We start from the raw sequence: 17,064 nt of genomic DNA, 5'->3' as shown, positions 1-17,064 counted from the left end.
TAACCTTGGGGCCTGCACCACCAAAGAAGCCTCCCTGCAATGATCGTTCGTCCCAAACCCAACCTCCTGGGCATCCTGTTTTCCCTCAAGGGCTCGATTGCCAAGCGCATCGCGCTGCGCAGCCTGCTGGTGACCTTGCTGGCCTCGGTGATCGTGCTGGTTGAAACCTTGCACCCGGCGTATTTTTCCAAGGTCAACGCCACGCCGTTCACCTTGCTGGGCTTGTCGTTGTCGATCTTCATGAGCTTTCGCAACAACGCCTGCTATGACCGCTGGTGGGAAGGCCGCAAGCAGTTGGGGCAAATGATCATCGATGTGCGCTCGCTGATCCGCGAAACCCAGGTGCTGACTGACCCGGCTGAGCGCAGTGGGCTACTGCGCGGTTTGTGCGGCTTTGCCCATGGCCTGATTGCGCGCCTGCGCCATGAAGACGAGGCCGGCGCCATCACGCCGTGGATCGGCGTTGATCGCGCGCACCCGAACCTTCCAGACGCCGTGCTGCAACAACTGGGCGCGCGCTTTTCCGGGCTGGCCGAGCAAGGCGTCATCAGCGAATGGCGCTACACCCAGCTGGAAACCCGACTGGTCAGCCTCAGCCAGGTGCAGGCGTCGTGCGAGCGAATCAAGCACACGCCGCTGCCCTTCCCTTACACGCTGCTGTTGCACCGCACCATCTACCTGTTCTGCATTCTGCTGCCGTTTGCCATGGCCGAGCCGCTGGGCTGGCTGACGCCGGTGTTCACCGCCATCGTCAGCTACACCTTCTTTGGCCTGGATGAAATCGGCGACGACCTGGAAGACCCGTTCGGGTTTGATGAAAATGACCTGCCGTGCAATGCCATCGTGCGCACGTTGGAGCGCGAGATTCTTGCCGCTCTGGGCGCAAGCGACTTGCCGCCGGCCCTGGAACCCATTGAATACGTGCTGACCTGATGCGGGTTTGACACTCGCCGTGGTCTGACCGAAGCTGATGGCTTTGCACTAGCTGCCACCAGCTTTTGGACGCCTGCATGTCAAAGTCACGCCGTTACTCCATCATCGGCCTGTGCGCCCTGTTGTTGATTGTGTTGCTCACCTGGTTTTTCTCCCGCCCTACGCCGGTGGCCGTGCCGCCGGCGATTGCCCATGGTTACGCCAAAGCCTTGAAGCAGGCGCATAACGGCGAACCCGGCGCCGCGCGCGTGCTGTACCAACAGCTCGGCCGGCCGGACCTGTCGCCTGAACGTCGTGCTGCCTTGCACGCCGAGTTGCCCAACTACCCAAGCCCGCAGGCGCTGAAGCTCGCCGACAAAGACCTGGCCAATGATTCGCCAGTGGTGCGTGAGGCGGCGATCCACAGCATTGTCGGCCTGGTGCCCAGCGGCCAACGCGTCTTGTTGCTGGGGCCGGTGCTCGACGATTCCGAACAGGCGGTGCGCTTTGCTGCCGCCAATGCCTTGCTCGGTCTGTCGCCGGACACCCTGGGGCTGTACTTCGGGCCGTTGCAGCAAGTGCTCGATGAGTTTGTGAAAACCCTCAAAAGTGAGCCGGAAACGGCCGCAAGCTGGATTCAACTGGCGCGCCTCTACATCCATAGTGCGCTGCTGCCAGACGCCCAGAATGCCCTCGAACAGGCCATGCGCTTGCAACCGGACAACCTGCAGGCGGTGGTCGCGCAAATCGAACTGCTGGACAAACAAGGCAAGACCGATGAGTCGCGGCAACTGCTGGCACGTCAGTTGGCGGCTCACCCCGACTCGGCTTACCTGCAGCATGCGCTGGGCATGTGGCTGTTGCACCATGGCGAGCGCCCGTACGCCCTGCTCGGCCTGTCCAAAGCGGTAGAGCTTGAACCGGACAATCAGGATTACCGTTACGACCTCGCCACGACCCTGCACGCCCAGGAAGAGTTGGAAGCCGCCCAGCGTCAGCTGGAAGACATCATTCAGCGCCATCCGGCCAACCGCAAAGCGCGGGTGTTGCTGGTCAATTACTGGAAAGAAAGCGGCCAGCTGCAAAACGTGCAGGTATTGCTGGCGCAACTTGAGCAACAGAACCCGGATGACCCGGCGTTGCAGCAAGGCCTGTAGGGCATTGCAAAAAGTTGTAATCCATACCCAGGCTTGTACAATTTTCGCGAAACGTTGAACCGCCATGGGCCTCCACGGTCAAGTGAATATGGCGCGCCCGAGGCGGCGCGCTCCTCTATTTGTACGTGACCTGAGGGCACTTCTTGTCTACATCCAACGAGCTGTTCAGTGAAAAGGCGGCCACCGGCATCGAAGGTCTTGATGACATTCTTTCCGGGGGGTTATCGCGCAGCCACCTGTTCCTGCTGGAAGGCGAACCCGGCACGGGCAAAACCACCATTGCGCTGCATTTTTTGCAGGCCGGTGCGAAAAACGGTGAACGTTCGCTGTACATCACCCTCTCCGAAACCGAGCGCGAATTGCGCCAGGGCGCCAAGTCCCATGGCTGGGACCTGGATGACAATATCCACATCTTCGAGCTGACCCCGCCAGAGAGCCTGCTGGACGCCAACCATCAGCAAAGCCTGCTGTACTCCTCCGACCTGGAGCTGGGCGAAGCCACGCGGCAGATTTTTGAAGTGGTGGAGCGGGTCAAACCGACCCGCGTGGTCATCGACAGCCTTTCGGAGATCCGCCTGCTCGCGCAAAGCTCCCTGCGTTATCGTCGGCAGATCCTGGCAATCAAGCATTACTTCGTGCGCTACGACGCCACCGTGCTGCTGCTGGACGACCTGACCACCGAATCGCTGGATAAAACCGTACACAGCGTGGCCCACGGCGTGATTCGCCTGGAAGAACTGACGCCCAACTACGGCGCCGAACGCCGCCGTGTGCGGGTGGTGAAATACCGTGGGCAAAAATACCGCGGCGGCTTTCATGACTTCACCATCATGGGCGACGGCGTGCATGTGTTCCCGCGGCTGGTCGCCGCCGAGCATCGCGGCGGGTATGTCCGCCAGACCCTGAGCAGCGGCATTGTCGAACTGGACAGTCTGATGGGCGGCGGCGTCGAAACCGGCTCCAGCAGCTTGATTCTTGGCCCTGCGGGCACCGGTAAATCCCTGATTTCCATGATCTTCGCCGCAGCGGCTGTGGCCCGTGGCGAGAAAGCTGCGCTGTTTATCTTCGACGAAGAACTGGGTTTGTTGTTCGAACGCATGAAAAACATGGGCATCGACCTCGCTGCCCTGCAGGACACCGGCAACCTGCTGATCGAACAGGTGGACGCGGCCGAGTTGTCGCCCGGCGAGTTCTCGCACCGAGTGCGCCGTTGTGTTGACGAGCGCGGGATCAAAACCGTGGTCATCGACAGCATCAACGGCTACCAGGCGGCGATGCCGGAAGAAAACGCGCTGATCCTGCACATGCACGAGCTGTTGCTGTACCTCAATCGCCGGGGAGCTGCCACGTTCATGACCGTCGCCCAGCATGGGCTGGTCGGTGACATGCAAGCCCCCGTCGACATTACGTACCTGGCCGATACCGTGATTTTGCTGCGTTACTTCGAAGCACTGGGCAAGGTACGCCGGGCCATCTCAATCATCAAAAAGCGTACCGGTTCGCATGAGTCGACCATTCGCGAGTACCGCATTGGCAGCCGTGGCATGACGGTGGGCGAGCCGCTCGACAACTTCCAGGGCGTGCTGCGCGGCATCCCGACTTTCAACGGCAGCGGCTCACCCTTGCTCAAGGAAGAGGGATCGTGATCGGCGTTTCTCCTGCCTCCGAGCGCGCAATTATCCTGGCGCCGATGGGTCGCGACGGCTCATTGGCGCTGATGATGCTAAACGAAGCTGGCTACAGCGGCATTGTTGCCAGCAACCTGGCCGACCTGTGCGAATTGCTCGAAGACGGCGCCGGCTTATTGGTAATTGCGGCGGAGGCGTTGCGCGGGGTTGACCTGGAGCCGTTGCTGGAGCATCTGCATCAGCAGCCGGCGTGGTCGGACTTGCCGATTGTGCTGATGACCCATCACGGCGGCAGCGAGCAGAATGGTTCGTCGCACTTGAGCGGGCTGCTGGGCAACGTGACCTTCCTCGAACGCCCCTTCCACCCCATCACCTTGATCAGCCTGGTGAGCGCAGCCCTGCGTAGCCGGCGCCGGCAATATGACGCCCGCGACCGCTTGATTGACTTGAGTGAAAGCGAGCTGCGCCTGCAACGCACCATGGAAACCCTCGAGCAGCAAGTCGAGGAGCGCACGGCGCAACTGCGCAGCAATGAAGAAGCCTTGCGCCAATCGCAGAAAATGGAAGCCGTAGGTCAGTTGACCGGCGGCATCGCGCATGACTTCAACAACATGCTCACCGGGATTATCGGCAGCCTGGAGCTGCTGCGACGGCGCATTGCGCGCGGCAAGCTCGATGACCTGGACGGCCTTATCGACTTGGGCGTGACCTCGGCCAACCGCGCGGCCGGCCTGACCCATCGCCTGTTGGCGTTTTCCCGTCGCCAATCGCTGGATTCCAAGCCTGTCGAGATCAACCAACTGGTGACCTCCATGGGTGAGCTGCTGCAACGCAGCATCAATGAAAGCATTGCCCTCGACATGCGCCTCGACAGTCAGCTCTGGACTGCCGAAGCTGATCCCAATCAGCTCGAAAGCGCCCTGCTCAACCTGGTGATCAACGCGCGGGACGCCATGCCGGGCGGCGGCAAGTTAGTGGTTGAAACCACCAACCGCCACCTGGACAACGTGTTCACTGCGGCCTACGGCACCTTGAAGCCCGGCGACTATGTCGAGCTGAGCGTCAGCGACACCGGCTGCGGCATTCCAGAACACCTGATGGGCCGCGTGTTCGATCCATTTTTTACCACCAAGCCGATTGGCCAGGGCACCGGCCTCGGCTTATCGATGATCTACGGCTTTGCCCGCCAGTCCCATGGCCACGTCACCCTCCACAGCGAAGTGGGTAAAGGCACCACGGTGAGCCTGTTCCTGCCGCGTTTTGTCGGTGAACTGCAGGCTCCGGAACACTTCAATCCCGCCTTGGCGCCCTATGCCAATGCGGGTGAAACGGTATTGATCGTCGAGGATGACCCGGCAGTACGCGTGTTGGTCAGCGCCGTGCTCAAAGAGTTGGGCTATGCCTTCGTCGAGGCCGGTGATGCGGACACGGCGCTGCCGATCATCGAATCCGACCAGCGTATCGACTTGCTCATCAGCGACGTGGGTCTGCCGGGCATGAACGGCCGGCAAATGGCGGAAATTGGTCGGCAGATTCGCCCTCAGCTCAAGGTCCTGTTCATCACCGGTTATGCCGAACACGCGGCGGTGCGCGGCGGCTTCCTCGATCCTGGGATGCAGTTGATCACCAAGCCATTCACCTTTGATTTGTTGACGGCGAAGGTGCGGGAAATGATTCAGGCGTGAGGTAGTTGCTGCACGTTACCGCAATATCTGGTGGCTGACAGGCTGGAACCGGCGTTGAGGGATCGGACACGAAGTTTCAAATCGCGACGCATGAAAGGTGCCCGTCGTTAACCTGAAACTTACCTCACGAGTCCCATCATGATCGCTGCCCGCAACCTTATTCCACTGCATCAATGGCCGCTGAATGCTGCACCTGAGCCCCCCACAATACGCCGACCACGCCTGGCGGATCGGGACGGCAACCCCGCGGGCCCGGACGCGACTGAGCGTGCGCAAGTCGACGGCGACAGTCAGTTGGCCGGTTATCTGGCGCAAACGCTGCGCGCCGCGGCCAGTAGTGGACGACTGGGCGACATCGACACCATTGCGCCCGCCTCTGCCTTCGGCCAATGGTGGTCACACCTGCACGATTTGATGAAGAGCCCGTACTTTGTCAGTTGGGCAACGCAGCAGCAGATCGATCTGTCAAAGCCCATTGAGATCAATCCCCGAGACAACCTCATCAGCGCCTTCGTCGGCGGTCAGCGCAAACCCTTTTCAGGCTTTGAGCATGGCCACCTCTGGACCTCGATGATGGCGCCCATCATGCAAGCGGCAAAAGCCCTGACTTCAAGCGCTGGTTATATTCTGAGCCCCTCCAGCCGCACATCGGCACCCTGCCGGGCGGTCGCGGACTTTTATGGCGAAGCCATCACGGGGCAAACCCGGGAATCCGCTGAAGCCCGTGCAGCGCAGCTAGAGGCCGCTGAAGCCTTCGGCCTTTCCCGCCCCAGGCCAGACCGCGCTGCCGAGGTGCTGCAACACGAACGGGCCAAGCTGGCCAGTGCTCATGATCACAGCAACGTGGCCTTGAAACTGATCGCGGTCATTCAGCAGATCGATGATTTATCCGAACAGTGGCTATACCGCGCCACCAAAGATCCCCTCGACAGCTTGTACCTATCGCCCTCGTTTGTACAAAGCCGGATTGAGCAACTTATTCGCGACAAAATGGGCAACACCCGCATCACGTTGCAGGCCGATTCGCCCCACAGGCTGTTGCAAGCGGACCCTACCGTCAGCCTGGACAAATACCTCAGCGACAATGGCTGGGACAGGCCCCGCAGCCGCGACGAGCTGTTAAATCTGGGACGGTTACTGACAACGCCAGCCCTTTCGCAGCTTCCCGACGGCAATCTCGGCGGAGCCTTGTCCTGGCCAACCCCATTGAGTGCTGACGATCGTTACAACCTGAGAAATTCCCTGCGTCAGAACACGCTGGGGCTTAAGGGTCTGCAAAATTATCACGAGGCCACCGGTGCACTCGGTTACCTGACGCGCAATCAGCGTTTTGCGCCGTCCGAACTGCACGACCCGCGGCGGTTTATTCAACGCCTGCTCGCTACGCCTGAGGCCCAGGCGCTGGGGCTGGCGCTGCAGGAAAAATTCAATGGCGTCTCGACCCCGCAAAGCCCTAACGATTGGACGCTGGCAGCCCTTGGCGCGACCCTGGATGAAGCAGCAAACACCTCGGCGCCAGCCAGAACCGGCGTTGCCGGTTTTGATAGGGCCCGCCATCAACATTGGGGCCAGCATCCTTCAACGGTGGTCGCGGGGCTGGTGACGCATTTGGTTTCCTCGGGCCGTGTCAGCGCCGAACTGGCACCCGTTGCGGCCCACCTGTTGCTGTCACGCCGAGCCCCAGCTTTTTTGGTCAACGACATTCCCGCCAAGGTGACGTGTGACTCACACACCTGGGTCACCTTCAGCACGGCGGTAGCGCGCCTCGAGAGCCAGGCGCCCGGCTCAACGGCGCGTATGACCTTCGCACAGGTCATGCAACGAGCCGATCTGGCACCTGTCACCGACCAGGACCGGCAGGTAGAAGGCATGGCGCAGCGCGATGCGCTCAAAGATTGGGGGGTTGCTCAAGGCTTGCTCCCGCTGAACACGCTGGATGACTACACCGACGAGCAGATGAACCGCGTCTTTGGCGCCTACAGCGCGCGGATTTCAGCATTGGGCCAAGCCTCGCAAGCCTACTCGACCCCAATGCCCGAGCGCCGGGCGATGGCGCTGGAGGAGCTCAAGCGTGTGTATGGTGACCTGCCCTTCGAGAAAAAATGCATCACCCCATTTGATCAGAGCCGCGACTTCCCCGGGCCGTACTCGGCGCTGGACCTTTACCTGCACGGGCAACTCAAGGCAACGGCATGGACGTCATCGTCCGATGACGTCGACACACGCACGCTCGCGGGCCATGCAAACAAACTTTCCGACATCAATGCTGTGTTCAACACTGAACTTCAGCGGTACTTCCACGCGGCAGAACAGGCGACGAGCACGCAAATCAAACACCTGATCGCCACACTGCCCCTGGAAGATCGAAAAGCCATTGAGTATGGGAAAGTGACCCTGCTGACCGAGCACAGCATCTCTCATACCGCCTTCAACCAGAACCGTGTTGAAACCAAGGTACCCGATAGCCTGCTGCTGAAAACAGAGCTCGACGGCGTCGTCACTGTTTATCAAGTCAATTTAAGAGACAGCAACATCTGCCAGCGCGAAGAGCTCAAAGACCACCCGATCGGGCGCCAGACTGATGAAGCGGATAAGTGGCGCTACTCGAAAATGCTGCTGGAGGTTAAACCTTCCGGCCGTTATTCAGCGCGCATTACTGAAGAAAAACCGCGAGCGGGCACACCCGACAGCTTTGCCAGCGAACGGTCCCGCTACATTGCCGACGCCTTGGTCGAAGACCTGAACATCCGGGCGCTGCAGAGTGAGGCGCGGGGTGTGACGACGTTTGATACCGAGGTGCCATTCTACAAAAAAGCCCGCGAATTCATGCTCAATCTGATTCCCCTGCGCTCGGCAATCCAGAATTTTCGAGCCGGCGCCGTGGGTGACGGCATCCTTGATTTGGCGTTCGATGCCTTCGGGTTCGTCGTAGGCCTAGGCGTTGCAGCCAAAGGCGCCAAGGCACTGCAAGCAGGTACCAGCGCGGCGGTCAGGCTGGCCCAGGGCGTGAAGATCGTGGGGCGTGCTGCGCTGGGCGCACTCAACCCGCTGGATGGCGTGGGCAGCCTGATTTCCCGTGCCGCGGGTGGGGTGCAAAAAGGCGGGCTGTATGCCTACAACACACTGCGCGGCAGTGCCGACAGTTACAGCCTGATCAAGGCGAGTCGACATTTTGATGCCGGCGCGGTGGGCACCTTCAGGCTGGGCGGCGTCATCGCTGAAGGGCCGGCAGTGCTTCAACGTGGCAAGTGGTTTGCCTTCGACACGCTAAGTGGCCAGCCGTATGGCAAGGCTCTGGAGGACTTCCAACCCTCGATCAGAGCCAGCGGAGAATTACACGAGGCTCAGCAGACCGCCGGTGAAAGCGCCTGGACCGCCTGGGTTGAACACCACCAACACGGTGCAAACAGTGTGCAGTTCAACCATGGCTATACCCAGGTCGACCCGCTGACGATCAACGGCTATCGCGCCGGAATGAAATCCGCTGAAGTGATGGCGCTTGCGCGCACGCCTGGCCGCACACCGGCCGAGGTCGGCGCCTTGGTACGCCAGCGCGAGCGTTTAGCGGTGCAGCACAGCTTCAGCGGGGTCAATGCGTTTTACCAGCACATCAGCGGGGGCGGCGGCACGTTCACGCCCGTTCCCCAACTGTTCTATCTCAGCCAGACCACCCCGCTCAGCAAAGGCCAATGCGCAGCGATGTCGCGCGTCATGGCGACGGCCATGGAGCAAGGCAAGCACACCCGTTTCGCCGCCAATTTATTCAGCGCAGCGGCCAACCCCACCGCCGCCGAGTCCAGGCAGTTCGTGGCGAACCTGACGCAGATTCAAAAGCAACTGGATACACCCACGCAGTTTCATGCCGGTGCGCCCGTTCGCAAAATGGGCTACGCCCAACTGATGGATGACATTGCTGACGCCAGCGGCCCGAAGACCATGATGATCGGCACCGCCGACCACGCGATGATGATCGGCACGCAGGGCGAAGGCGTCGCCAAGCGGTTTTTTTATTACGACCCCAACTACGGCCTCGCGGAATTTGCGAGCGCTGCCGCCATGAAGAAGGGCCTGGGCAAGCTGTTTACCGACAAACACCTGCCGTTGCCGTACAAAACCGCGGGCGGCGACCCCACCAGGCTGGAGTTCAACGTCAGCACTCACAGTGACGCATGGAAGAAAACCAACCATATTGCCGACGCACATGTTCAGTCGCTGTTCGACGACGCTCTGGGCGCGAAGCCTTCGGTCGCTGATGTGGCTGTGCAGCCACCGCTCATAGCCAACAGCGCCAGTAAGCCCGCCGTGCAAAACGTTGAAGTGTTCGTGGCCGAGGCGAAAACCCTCGATGACCCCACAAGCATCCTCAGCACCCATGGACTCGGTGACTGCTCGGCACTGGTGGTGCTGACCGATCTGCAAAACGGGGTGTACCACAAACGCACCTTGGTGCACTTGAACGGCAGCAATCTGGAGGCGCCTGTGGGGGCTGAGCACAATGCCTTTGCCCTGCTCCAGCAGCTGGACAGCGCATTGGAGAATGGCGGCAAGGTGATTTTTGTCGGCGGCACCGCAACACGCTCATCGCTGATGGTCGGCAGGGTAATAGGCCAGGTTGATAGCAACGGTAACAAACCGTTGTTATCGATCCTGCAAAAGAAAGACGTGTCCGTGACCTACGCCAGCTCCGTCGGGGTAGAAGTCTATCCCGATGGCAATTTCAAGCTGCGTGATGATGAGGGGGCGGGCGTATTCGACCGCTCAAAGATCAACGAAATTCTGGACTGGGCGCGCGACTAAGCCGGTGAATGCTGCCAGGGACAGTGATACGCGTCCCTGGCACAGACCGTACTCAAGCCAACAATCGCTGGATATGCTCCTGCAGCGTATCCAGATCAAACGGCTTGGCCAGGATCGGCGCGTTGCGCGTGATCGGGCTGTTGCAGTCGAGGATTTCCTGCGGATAACCGCTGATAAAGATCACTTTCAATTCCGGTCGCAACTTGATCGCCGGTTCAGCGATCTGTACCCCGGAAATTCCGCCCGGCAGGCGGTAGTCCGTGACCATCAGGTCCAGGTGCGGCTTGGTCGCGAGGATTTCGAAGGCTTGCTCCCCATCAATCGCCTTCAGTACTCGATACCCCAGCCCGGCCAGGTATTCACCCAGCACGAACATAATCGATTCGTCGTCCTCGACGATCAGAACAACATCTTGTGCATCTTCACTCATGGGAAGCCTTTGTCCGGTCAATTGCTGCAGTTACGACCATCGGGTCACGCAGAGGTTGCGTCGAGCTGACGATAGATTTCACGCCGGCGTCTCAAGGGGCAGGCACACCCGAAACAAGGCGCCCTCGCCTATCTGGCTTTCTACCTCGATGGTGCCACCGTGGGCCGCCACGATCTGCTCGGAAATAAACAGCCCCAAACCCAGGCCAGCCGCAACATGGCTGGCGGAAACGCGCTCGAACTGCTGAAAAATTCGCTTCTGGTTGTCTGCGCTGATGCCGATCCCGTGATCACGCACTTCAACCCTTGCTTCACTATGCTCGGTATACACCCGTACTTCCACCGGGCTTTTGGCCCCGTAGCGCAGCGCATTGGTCAGCAGGTTGGAAATCACCTGCTCGATGCGGAACTCATCCCAGTTGCCTTCTACCGGCCCCTGGACCTCCAGGTGCATCGACGACTCGGCGGCGGCCACTTGCGGCGCGAAGTTTTCCACCAGGTTGTGCACCAACTGGGTCAGGTCAAAACGCGCCGGGCGAATCGACAGCTTGCCGGTGCGGATGCGTGACACATCGAGCATGTCCTCGATCAGCCGAATCAGGCTTTTGATCTGCCGCTCATCGCGATCGACCATGGCGTGCATCTTGTCCAGGGTGAACGCGGCAGCGTTGTCCCGGGCCAGGTGCATTTTGCGCAGTTGAGTCTCCAGGATCAGCCCGTTGAGCGGCGTACGCACCTCATGGGCGACGATCGACATGAAATCGTCACGCATGCGCACTGCCTGCTCCAGCTCGGCCTGGGTGGCCTGCAGGCGGGTCAGCAAGAGTTCCTGCTCGCGGCGGCTGCGCTCCAGCGCTTCGACCTGCAGCTTCATCGCCTTGCTCTGGCGGTACAGGTCGACGAACACGTTGACCTTGCTCTTGACCGCATGGATGTCCAGCGGCTTGTGCAGGAAGTCGACGGCGCCGCTTTCATAGCCCTTGAAGGCATAGTTGAGTTCACGGCCGGCAGCGCTGACGAACACAATCGGGATGTTTTTGGTCTTTTCGGTGCCGCGCATCAGTTCGGCCAGCTCGAAACCATTCATGCCGGGCATCTGCACGTCGAGAATCGCCATGGCGAACTCGTGCTCCAGCAACAGTGACAAGGCCTCGTCGGCGCTCAATGCCTTATAGACCTGGCGATCCTCGCGCTTGATCAGCGCTTCAAGGGCCAGCAGGTTTTCCGGCAGATCGTCGACGATCAGCAGTTTGGCCTGGACAGTACTTAACATGGGGAAGATTCCAGCAAAGCCAGCAACGAGCCAATTTGGCTCAGAGTCAGAATATAGTCAGGTGTTTGCAGGGCCAGGGCCGCCAGCGGCATCACGGCGATGCGTGCATCCTTGGGGTCTTGTACAACCGTGGTCCCGCCTGAGCGCTTGACGTGCGCCAGCCCGCGAGCACCGTCCTGGTTGGCGCCGGTCAACAAAATGGCCAGCAGACTTTTGCCATAGGCATCGGCGGCTGACGCAAACAGATAGTCAATGGAGGGCCGCGAATGGTGTACGCGGTCTTCCTGGCTCAGGGACAGGCTGCGGTCATGCTCCACCGAGAGGTGATAACCGGGCCCGGCGAAATACAGGGTGCCCGCTTCGATCACTTCCTTGTCACGCGCTTCACGCACCGGGATTCGCAGGCGCCGGGCAAAGACCTCGGCCAATTGGCTGCGGCGTTCGTCCGGCAGGTGCAGCACGGCGATGATCGGCAAGCCAAAGCCCTGGGGCAATGCACCAAAAATAGTCAGCAACGCCTCGACGCCGCCAGCAGAAGCGCCGACGACGATGGCTTCAATCCCGACAATCGGGTTGGCTGCAACGTCGTTCATGATTTGCGGTAGATCCGTTCCTGCTTGACCAAGGGTTCGAATTGTTTGCTGTAGGCGGAAAAATCCAGGGTTTCCTTGCTGCCCAGCACCAGGAAGCCGCGATGACACAGCGACTCGTGGAACAATCCAAACGCTCGGTCTTGCAATTTTTTATTGAAATAAATCAGTACGTTACGGCACGAAATTAACTGAGTTTCTGAGAATACACTATCGGTCGCCAGGCTGTGGTCGGCGAAGGTCACATTCTCGCGCAGGGACTTGTCGAAGATCGCGTAATCGTAGGCCGCGGTGTAGTAGTCGGCAAATGAACGCTGTCCGCCGGCCTGCTGATAATTGGCGGTGTAGGCGCGTACGTTCTCCAGGGAAAAAATACCTTGCTTGGCTTTGTCCAGCGACGCCGGGTTGATGTCCGTGGCGTAAATGATCGTACGCTCCAGCAACCCTTCCTCACGCAGCAGGATCGCCATGGAGTACACCTCCTCGCCCGTGCTGCAGCCGGCAATCCAGACCTTGATCGACGGGTAGGTTTTGAGCAGCGGCACCACTTCCCGACGGATCGCCAGGAAGTGCGACGGGTCGCGAAACATCTCGCTCACCGGGATCGTCAGGAACTGCAGCAACTGCATGAACGCGGACGGGTCGTGCAGCACGCGCTCCTGCAACGCCGAGATCGTGGCGCAATCGAACTGGCGCAGGGCATGGGCCACGCGTCGTTTGACCGACGCACCGGAATAGTCGCGAAAGTCGTAGCTGTACTTGAGGTAAATCGCCTCAATCAACAGGCGCAGCTCAATATCGCTGCTTTTATCCAAAAAACGTTGCTCCACTTAAATACGTTCCATCTTCGGTAGCCAGACGCGAATCAGCGAGAACAGGCGGTCCAGGTCAATCGGCTTGGCCAGGTAATCGTTGGAGCCCGCCGCGAGGCAGCGTTCCTGATCGTCCTTCATGGCCTTGGCCGTCACCGCAATGATCGGCAGCTTTTTCCAGCGCGGATCCTGGCGAATCAAGGCGGTTGCCTCGTAACCGTCCATCTCCGGCATCATCACGTCCATCAGCACCAGGTCGATGTCGTCAACTTCATTGAGTTTGTCGATGGCTTCACGGCCATTACGCCCGATCACCACCACCGCACCTTTGTGCTCCAGGGCGCTGGTCAGGGCGAAGATATTACGCACATCGTCGTCCACCAACAGGATCTTGCGGCCCTCGAAGACCTTGTCGCGGCTGCGGGCGGTCTTGAGCATCTTCTGGCGATCATGGGACAGCTGGGATTCGACTTTGTGCAGAAAGAGTGTCACTTCATCCAATAGGCGCTCGGGTGAGCGCGCGCCCTTGATGATGATCGAGCGCGAATACTTGCGCAGCTCGGCTTCTTCATCGCGGGTCAGGTTGCGCCCGGTGTAGACAATCACCGGCGGGAACGAGCAGATATCCTCGGTAGCCATGCGCTTGAGCAGCTCGTTGCCGAGCATGTCCGGCAGCTTGAGGTCGATGATCATGCAGTCGTAGACATGGGTGCGCAGCAGGTCCAGGGCGGCCTGGGCGTAGCCGACGTCGGTGATCTCAATGTCATCGTCGCCGATCAGGCGAGCAATGCTGTCACGCTGCAAGTCATCGTCTTCCACCAGCAGCACGCGCTTGACCTTTTGTGTCAGCTTGGCCTCCAGGCGCGCAAACACATCCTTGAGCTCCTCGCGGGTGGTGGGCTTGACGGCATAACCGATTGCGCCCATGTGCATGGCGGCTTCGACGCGGTCTTCGACGGATATCACGTGCACCGGGATGTGGCGGGTGCTGGCGTGTTCTTTCAGACGTTGCAGCACGGTCAGCCCGGAATGGTCGGGCAGGCGCATGTCGAGCAGGATCGCGTCGGGAATGAACTCTTCGGCCAGGCTGTAGCCTTCGTCCGCACCGTGCGCCACCAGGCAGTTGTAGCCCAGCTCATGGGCCAGGTCGAACAGGATGCGTGCGAAATTCGGTTCGTCTTCCACCACCAGAATGCATCGGGTGGTGAACGGCGCTTTGTCACGGTCATCGGCAAACCGCGGGATCTGCTGAACGTCGGCCACCGGCAGGGGTGAGACCGCCACGGGCTTGGGCGCAGGGGCCGTCACGGCTTGGCGCGGCTGCTCGACAGGTGCGGCGCCCTCCTCGCGTTCGACGTACTGCTCTGGCAATACCAGCGTGAACACACTGCCTTTGCCCGGCTCACTGCTCACGCTGATATAGCCGCCGAGCAACGTCGCCAGGTCGCGAGAGATCGACAAGCCCAGCCCGGTGCCGCCGTAACGACGGTTGGTGGTGCCATCGGCCTGGCGGAACGCTTCGAAAATGCTTTCCTGCTGGTCCGGGGCAATGCCGATGCCGGAGTCGCGCACCGTAAAGGCAATGCCCTCGCCCGGCGCCCTGGACACCGACAGGCTGACTTCGCCCTGCTCGGTGAACTTGACCGCGTTGGACAGCAGGTTCTTGAGGATCTGCTCCAAACGCTGGCGGTCGGTGAACATCAGCGTCGGCGCATCGGCCTGAACCTCCACCTGGAAACCCAGCTTGCGGTCGGCGGCCAGCGGCTCGAACATGCCACGCAGGCCGTCCACCAGGCGCACAACGCTGGAGTTTTCCGGGCGCACTTCGAGTTTGCCGGCTTCCACCTTGGAAATATCCAGGATGTCGTTGATCAGGTTGAGCAAGTCATTGCCTGCCGAATAGATCGACTCGGCAAACTTGACCTGCTCGGCGCTGAGGTTGTCCTGAGGGTTTTCCGCCAGCAGCTTGGCCAGGATCAATGAGCTGTTCAGCGGCGTGCGCAGCTCGTGGGACATGTTGGCCAGGAACTCGGACTTGTACTTGCTGGAGCGCTGCAGTTCGTCGGCGCGGTCTTCGAGTTGAAGCTGGGCCTGGTTCAGCTCGACGTTCTTGCGGTCCATGGCGTCGCGCTGCTCGGCCAGGGTCTGGGTCTGCTCGGCCAACTGTTCGTTGGTCTGCTCAAGTTCGGCCTGCTGGGTTTCCAGGTGAGCCTGGGATTCCTTGAGGATGCGCGACTGTTCTTCGAGTTCTTCGTTGGCGGTCTTGAGCTCTTCTTGCTGCACTTGCAGCTCTTCGTTGAGCTGCTGGGTTTCGGCCAGCACTTCCTGCAGGCGCTGGCGATAGCGCGCAGCTTCGATGGAGGTGCCGATATTGCCGGCAATCAGCTCCACCAGTTCGACGTCACGCTCGTCCAGTGGGCGCAGGAAACCCAGTTCGATCACGCCGTTGACTCGGTCGTCGTCGCTGGTCGGCATCACCAGCACGCTGCGGGTGGCCCCTTCGCCCAGGCCGGAACAGACCTTGAAATAGTCCACTGGCACATCGTCCAGGCGAATCAGGCGATCGAGCTGGGCGGCCTGCCCAACGATGCCTTCGTCGCTGTAGATCGACTGCTCCTGCTGTTCCTGTTCGCGGGAGAAACCATAGGTGGCCACACGCTTGAGGCCACCGTGTTCTTCACGCACATACAACGCGGCGACCGCCGACCCCATGTACTGGGCAAAAAACTGCAGGATGTTACGGCCCAGCATGTTCAGGCTGAGTTGCCCCAGCACTTGTTCGGCCAATTCGGTCTGGCCATTGCGCAGCCAGGCTTGCTGTCCCAGGCGACGCGCAATCTTCTGTTGCGACGCGAGGTTTGCGCTGTAACTGTCTGATAGAGCGATTAAATTCTTGCGACCCACATAGGCAAGAAAGCCGCTCAGACCGAGCACAAAGACCAGGTACAACGTGACGCTGACCACCGTCGTACGGGTGACGTCCTGGTTACGGGTCACACGGAACTGCTGCTCCATGTCCACCGCGTCCGCGTATTCCTGGCGAATCGCGTCGGTCAGGCTCTTGCCCCGGCCGGCCTTGACCGCTGCGCGGTAATCACCGCTCTGGCGCTGCAGGTCAATCATCGATTGGGCGTATTTGTTCCATTCGGCCTGCATGGCCTCAAGACGCTTGAGGCGGTCCACCTGTTGCGGGTTATCCGCTACCAACTCCTGCAAATTGTGCAAATCGCCAATGATGCGCGGCTTTGCCACTTCATACGGGTCCAGGAAATGCTCGTCGCCGGTGATCAGGAAGCCGCGCAGTCCGGTTTCCAGGTCCACCGTCAGCTTCGAAGACTCATTGAGGTTATTGATGACCCGGTCGGTGTGCTCTACCCACTGGATCACCGACAACAGGTAAGTGATCAGCACGACGAAAAACGCCGCGCTGAGCACGCCCACACCCAAAGGGAGGGCCACGTTACGGCTCAGTAGTTTACGAAAGCTCTTTTCATCGACAGACGACGCGGGAGTCATGGGCATGCCTTGGCCAGGAACGGAAAAACTGGGAGTTTGCCCGAATATCGACGGCCAAGGCTATGTTTCTGCATTGATTTGAGCTGACTTCCTACGCTCTAGACGTGAATTTCTAACGGATTCTGTCCGAATTCCCCAACTCATTTACACAAATAAATACAGGTAAGTGGCGCCGTGCTGGAACGAAATTTCCTCGTTCCGCACTCAGGTGTGCGCCTCAGGAACACGGAAGATCTTTTGGGAAGGCGTCTTTTTAACCCAGCAA

The 17,064-nt window shown here is 60.1% G+C and carries 10 protein-coding genes; 5 read left to right on the top strand and 5 right to left on the bottom strand.

Going from position 1 to position 17,064, the window contains the following annotated elements; all coding sequences use genetic code 11:
- Positions 1-39: 39 nt before the first annotated feature.
- From AACU78_RS29870 to AACU78_RS29850, 5 genes are all read left to right on the top strand, one after another.
- The gene (locus tag AACU78_RS29870) at positions 40-933 is read left to right on the top strand and encodes a bestrophin family protein (RefSeq protein WP_106579190.1); all 894 of its coding nucleotides are present in this window, start codon (positions 40-42) and stop codon (positions 931-933) included.
- A gap of 77 nt (positions 934-1,010) precedes the next feature.
- Positions 1,011-2,069, top strand: coding sequence for a tetratricopeptide repeat protein (locus tag AACU78_RS29865; RefSeq protein WP_106579189.1), 1,059 nt, complete (start codon positions 1,011-1,013; stop codon positions 2,067-2,069).
- A 143-nt stretch (positions 2,070-2,212) separates the two neighbouring features.
- Positions 2,213-3,715: an ATPase domain-containing protein gene (locus AACU78_RS29860; protein ID WP_106579188.1), complete on the top strand. Its 1,503-nt coding sequence runs from the start codon at positions 2,213-2,215 to the stop codon at positions 3,713-3,715.
- 44 nt (positions 3,716-3,759) lie between these two features.
- A complete protein-coding gene (locus AACU78_RS29855) occupies positions 3,760-5,382 on the top strand; it encodes an ATP-binding protein (protein ID WP_371924181.1) in 1,623 nt (540 codons plus the stop codon).
- 138 nt (positions 5,383-5,520) lie between these two features.
- Positions 5,521-10,179 carry a hypothetical protein gene (locus AACU78_RS29850; protein WP_106579186.1) on the top strand — a complete coding sequence of 1,553 codons (4,659 nt, stop codon included), beginning with the start codon at positions 5,521-5,523 and terminating at the stop codon, positions 10,177-10,179.
- Positions 10,180-10,231: 52 nt separating this feature from the next.
- On the opposite strand, the gene AACU78_RS29845 is transcribed toward AACU78_RS29850, so the two are convergent.
- The 5 genes from AACU78_RS29845 to AACU78_RS29825 all read right to left on the bottom strand — a co-directional run bounded on the left by AACU78_RS29845 (position 10,232) and on the right by AACU78_RS29825 (position 16,799).
- Positions 10,232-10,609, bottom strand: a complete 378-nt coding sequence (locus AACU78_RS29845; protein WP_003217591.1) for a response regulator — start codon at positions 10,607-10,609, stop codon at positions 10,232-10,234.
- A 78-nt stretch (positions 10,610-10,687) separates the two neighbouring features.
- The gene (locus AACU78_RS29840) at positions 10,688-11,881 is read right to left on the bottom strand and encodes a hybrid sensor histidine kinase/response regulator (RefSeq protein WP_106579185.1); all 1,194 of its coding nucleotides are present in this window, start codon (positions 11,879-11,881) and stop codon (positions 10,688-10,690) included.
- Positions 11,875-12,474: a chemotaxis protein CheB gene (locus AACU78_RS29835; RefSeq protein WP_106579184.1), complete on the bottom strand. Its 600-nt coding sequence runs from the start codon at positions 12,472-12,474 to the stop codon at positions 11,875-11,877. Before AACU78_RS29835 ends, AACU78_RS29840 begins: the two co-directional genes overlap by 7 nt.
- Entirely contained in the window at positions 12,471-13,301 is an 831-nt protein-coding gene (locus AACU78_RS29830; RefSeq protein ID WP_177410116.1) for a CheR family methyltransferase, read from the bottom strand. The genes AACU78_RS29835 and AACU78_RS29830 overlap by 4 nt, the downstream gene beginning before the upstream one ends.
- Positions 13,302-16,799, bottom strand: a complete 3,498-nt coding sequence (locus AACU78_RS29825; RefSeq protein ID WP_106579183.1) for a response regulator — start codon at positions 16,797-16,799, stop codon at positions 13,302-13,304.
- Positions 16,800-17,064 lie beyond the last annotated feature (265 nt).

The organism is Pseudomonas sp. R9.37, assembly GCF_963878885.1.
In the GTDB taxonomy this organism is placed as follows: Bacteria; Pseudomonadota; Gammaproteobacteria; order Pseudomonadales; family Pseudomonadaceae; genus Aquipseudomonas.
This window is presented reverse-complemented; position numbering and strand designations above follow the sequence as displayed.